Source organism: Nostoc sp. (assembly GCF_036917395.1).
Taxonomy (GTDB): Bacteria; Cyanobacteriota; Cyanobacteriia; order Cyanobacteriales; family Nostocaceae; genus Nostoc.
Genome location: NZ_JBALDI010000031.1, coordinates 1 through 3,493 on the forward strand (window position 1 = coordinate 1; position 3,493 = coordinate 3,493).

Annotated in this window: 3 protein-coding genes and 1 pseudogene; 1 reads left to right on the plus strand and 3 read right to left on the minus strand. The window is 46.6% G+C overall.

Annotated features, from left to right (window positions below; genetic code table 11):
- Positions 1-32: 32 nt before the first annotated feature.
- The 3 genes from V7K46_RS12445 to V7K46_RS12455 all read right to left on the minus strand — a co-directional run bounded on the left by V7K46_RS12445 (position 33) and on the right by V7K46_RS12455 (position 2,008).
- On the minus strand, positions 33-461 hold the full coding sequence (locus V7K46_RS12445; RefSeq protein WP_335113458.1) for a hypothetical protein: 429 nt from the start codon (positions 459-461) through the stop codon (positions 33-35).
- 111 nt (positions 462-572) lie between these two features.
- Positions 573-1,193 (minus strand): FMN-dependent NADH-azoreductase, encoded by a 621-nt coding sequence (locus V7K46_RS12450; protein WP_335113460.1) that lies wholly within the window; start codon positions 1,191-1,193, stop codon positions 573-575.
- A gap of 51 nt (positions 1,194-1,244) precedes the next feature.
- A protein-coding gene (locus V7K46_RS12455; protein WP_335113462.1) for an IS5 family transposase occupies positions 1,245-2,008 on the minus strand; the annotation gives its coding sequence in 2 pieces (ribosomal slippage) (positions 1,245-1,676 and positions 1,679-2,008; 762 coding nt in all).
- An 89-nt stretch (positions 2,009-2,097) separates the two neighbouring features.
- Between V7K46_RS12455 and V7K46_RS12460 the strand changes: the two are divergent.
- Positions 2,098-3,412 (plus strand): annotated as a pseudogene (locus V7K46_RS12460) (ATP-binding protein); the annotation flags it as partial.
- Between the last annotated feature and the right edge of the window lie 81 nt (positions 3,413-3,493).

Sequence of the window (3,493 nt, forward strand, 5' to 3'; positions counted from 1 at the left end):
ATTTTTTTGCCTCTAGATGTGTGTTTTTATTCTTACTTGCCTTTTTTCTCTAAGTAATTTCCGGTTGTGACACTTGGGGTGCGGAAGGTGGGTTTAAGAGTCGGAGCAATGCCAGGTAGCATCCAGTCCATTCGGATGGTATGAGTGAACTTAACCATCATTTCATCGACAAGCTGATCGGTTCCAATCGTGCGCGAGATTGGGGTCAGCGGCATGTGTGAAATGAAGTATTTGGAATAAAACTCGCGCAGTGCTGGTTTCCCTACTCCCCCAGTCATTACCGGAATGTCGTTAACGTAAGCATCTTCAACCATCGTGGCGAGTGTCTCTTCAGTGTTGTGAGTGTCAAACTCGTGCCGCAGATGCTCTTCCCAGAGTTCTTGCAAAAACTCCTGGGCTGGTGTCAGGTTGGCGATCGCCTTTCCATTTGCTTGTTCGTCCACGTTTTGCTGTTTGACCATGTTGGTGTACTTTTGGTTCTATCTATTTAGAGTGTATTAAGTTCCAATGCTTGACTTCTTTCAAATTCTTACCATGCCTTATCAAATTCTTATCCTGTTAGCTGGCTGGCGCTACCAACCGCTCACTAATTCTTGAATTTTAGATTGTGCTTCGTCTAGCCCCCGTTTCCGTGCCTCGTCTCCCATATCTAGACCATTGGCATGAATGAACTGAATATCAGTCACACCCATGAATTGAAAAGCATACCGAAGCGCAGGTTCCTGACAATCCCATCCTTCGTAAGGAGAACCTGCTCCAAACTCAACGCCTCGTGATGTGATGAACAAAACTTTTCTAGCGTTCGCAAGTCCTTTGACTTGACCATTCTCCTCCGTGAATGTGCGACCCACACGAACCACTTGATCGATGTATGCTTTAAAGTTGGAAGGAATGCTGAAGTTGTACATTGGCACACTGAAAACACATCGATCAGCCGCCAGAAACTCATCCACTAACTCATCAGAAAACTTCAGCAGTTCAGCCATTTCTGAAGTCAGTGCTTCTGGAGGAGTAAAACAAGCCGCAATCCAGTCTTCAGTGACGTGAGGAACTGGCGTTTGTCTTAAATCACGATGGGTGATCGGATCATCAGGATGTAAGTCTTGCCACGCAACTATAAACTCCTTTGCCAACTTGCGAGATTTGGAGCGATCGCCACGCGGACTTGAGTCAACATGCAAAATGCTTGCCATAGTGCCTCAACCAGAAATTTCAATTGTCATCTATAGGACTAGGGCGTGTCATCAATTGAGCCAGATGACAGAAGCAGCCAGATAAATTGCACCCAGAAAGTTGGTTGCCCGTTTATCATAGCGAGTTGCAATCGCCCGGTACTGCTTGAGTTTGGCAAAAAAGTTTTCAATTAAATGACGAGCTTTGTACAAGTCCTTGTCGTAATCACGGGGATGGGCGCGGTTGCGCTTGGGCGGAATCACGACAGTTTTGCCCTGGAGTAGTAGAGGTTGAATGACGCGCTCATCAGCATCGTATCCTTTGTCTGCCAGTACGGTGTTAGCAACCAAAGTGGGCAGCAGTTTGTCCGCTCCATCAAGATCGCAGGCTTGTCCTGGGGTCAGGTGGAAGCTCAATGGGTTACCTAATGCATCCACCACCGCATGAATCTTGGTACTCAATCCGCCAATACTTGGACCAATGGCTTCTTGGTCTGCCTCCCCCCCTTTGCTCCTGCACTGTGCTGATGAGCGCGGACAATCGTGGAATCAATCATGGCATACTCGTTGTCGGCATCGTCGTCTGCTAGATGATGAAAGACTTGTTCCCACACCCCCGTCTTTGACCAACGACTGAAGCGGGTGTGGAGCACTCGGAAATCGCCGAATCGTGTTGGCAAATCTCGCCAAGGAATACCTGCTCGATAACGATACAATACAGCTTCGATAAACAACTTATTATCCTTGGCAGTGACTCCCACATAACCCTCTCGCCCAGGTAGCAGGTCTTTGATTTTCTCCCACTGGTCATCTCGTAGTGCGTATCGGCCTGTCATCGTTTCCCTGTTGTCTATTCTTCTTCAGCAGTTCTCATTCCAGTTTACCTAATTGATCACACGCTCTAGAGTTATGGAGGCAAAAGCACCCAGACTTCTGCCCCATGCCCTTGTCCACATTTCTAGGTCTTGCGATTGACATTACAGAGATTCTGGGCAGAATTCATAATGCTAATATCATCCACAAAGATATCAACCCTGGCAACATCGTCTTGAATCTAGATACGGGCGTAGTTAAAATCATTGATTTCGGCATTGCCACCCAGTTTAACCGCACAAATCCAACCTTCAAAAGTCCTCATGTGTTAGAAGGTACACTTGCCTACATTTCTCCTGAGCAAACGGGGCGGATGAATCGTTTACTCGATTACCGCACCGATTTTTACTCGCTCGGTGTAACGTTCTATGAACTGCTTACCGGACAGCTACCTTTCCCTACAACCGACATTTTGGATCTAGTTTATTGCCATATTGCCAAACCGCCTGTTCCGCCTCATGAAATGAATGCAACAATTCCTAAAGCAGTTTCAGATATTATCGTGAAACTGATGGCGAAAAATGCGGAGGATCGCTATCAGAGTGCCTGGGGCATCAAAGCGGATCTAGAACGCTGCGCCGGACAACTGGCAGAAATGGGTCAGATTAATGCCATGTCGTTGGGACTGCAAGATGTTTCTGAACAGTTTTGCATTCCTCAAAAACTGTATGGACGAAAAGCGGAGATTGAAGCATTATTGGCGGCGTTTGACACAGTTGCAACGGATTTTGTCACGGATGAAGCGGATGGCTTGACGACGAGACGCACAGATCCCGCATCCGTTACATCTGTTTCCCATCCATTGCCGATGATGCTCGTTTCTGGTTATGCTGGCGTCGGCAAAACGGCATTGGTGCAGGAACTCTATAAACCGATCATGGCGAAGCACGGCTATTTTATTTCTGGTAAGTTTGACCAATTTCGACGCAATATTCCTTATAGCGCGATCGCTCATGCCCTGCAAAAGTTGGTACAGCAACTACTGGGTGAACCTGACGAGCAGTTGCAACAGTGGCGCAATCGCCTGCTCACCGCTTTGGGAACCAACGGACAAATCATCATTGATGTCATCCCTGAAGTTGAGTTCAATCATTGGCAAGCAGCCGCCCGTACCAGAAGTTGGAGCAACTGAAGCACAGAATCTCTTCAATCTCACTTTTCAAAGGTTTATGCGGGCGTTTTGTGCAAAAGAGCATCCCCTGGTCATCTTCTTAGACGATTTACAGTGGATCGATTCTGCGACGCTGAAGTTAATAGAACTTATATTACTCGATGAGCAAACCCAATATGTGTTTTTGATCGGAGCCTACCGAGATAATGAAGTGACTCCAACGCATCCATTGGTTTTGACGCTAGGCATCATATAAAAATAACTTGAACAATTTGCCGAATAGTTAGATCATCAGAATGTAACCGAATTAAAGGCTTAGATGTCTGTTAACCAGGTA

Bases quoted from the DNA above. Each gene is read 5' to 3' on its own strand.
- V7K46_RS12445 (WP_335113458.1), bottom strand. From the start codon at position 461: ATGGTCAAACAGCAAAACGTGGACGAACAAGCAAATGGAAAGGCGATC.
- V7K46_RS12450 (WP_335113460.1), bottom strand. From the start codon at position 1,193: ATGGCAAGCATTTTGCATGTTGACTCAAGTCCGCGTGGCGATCGCTCC.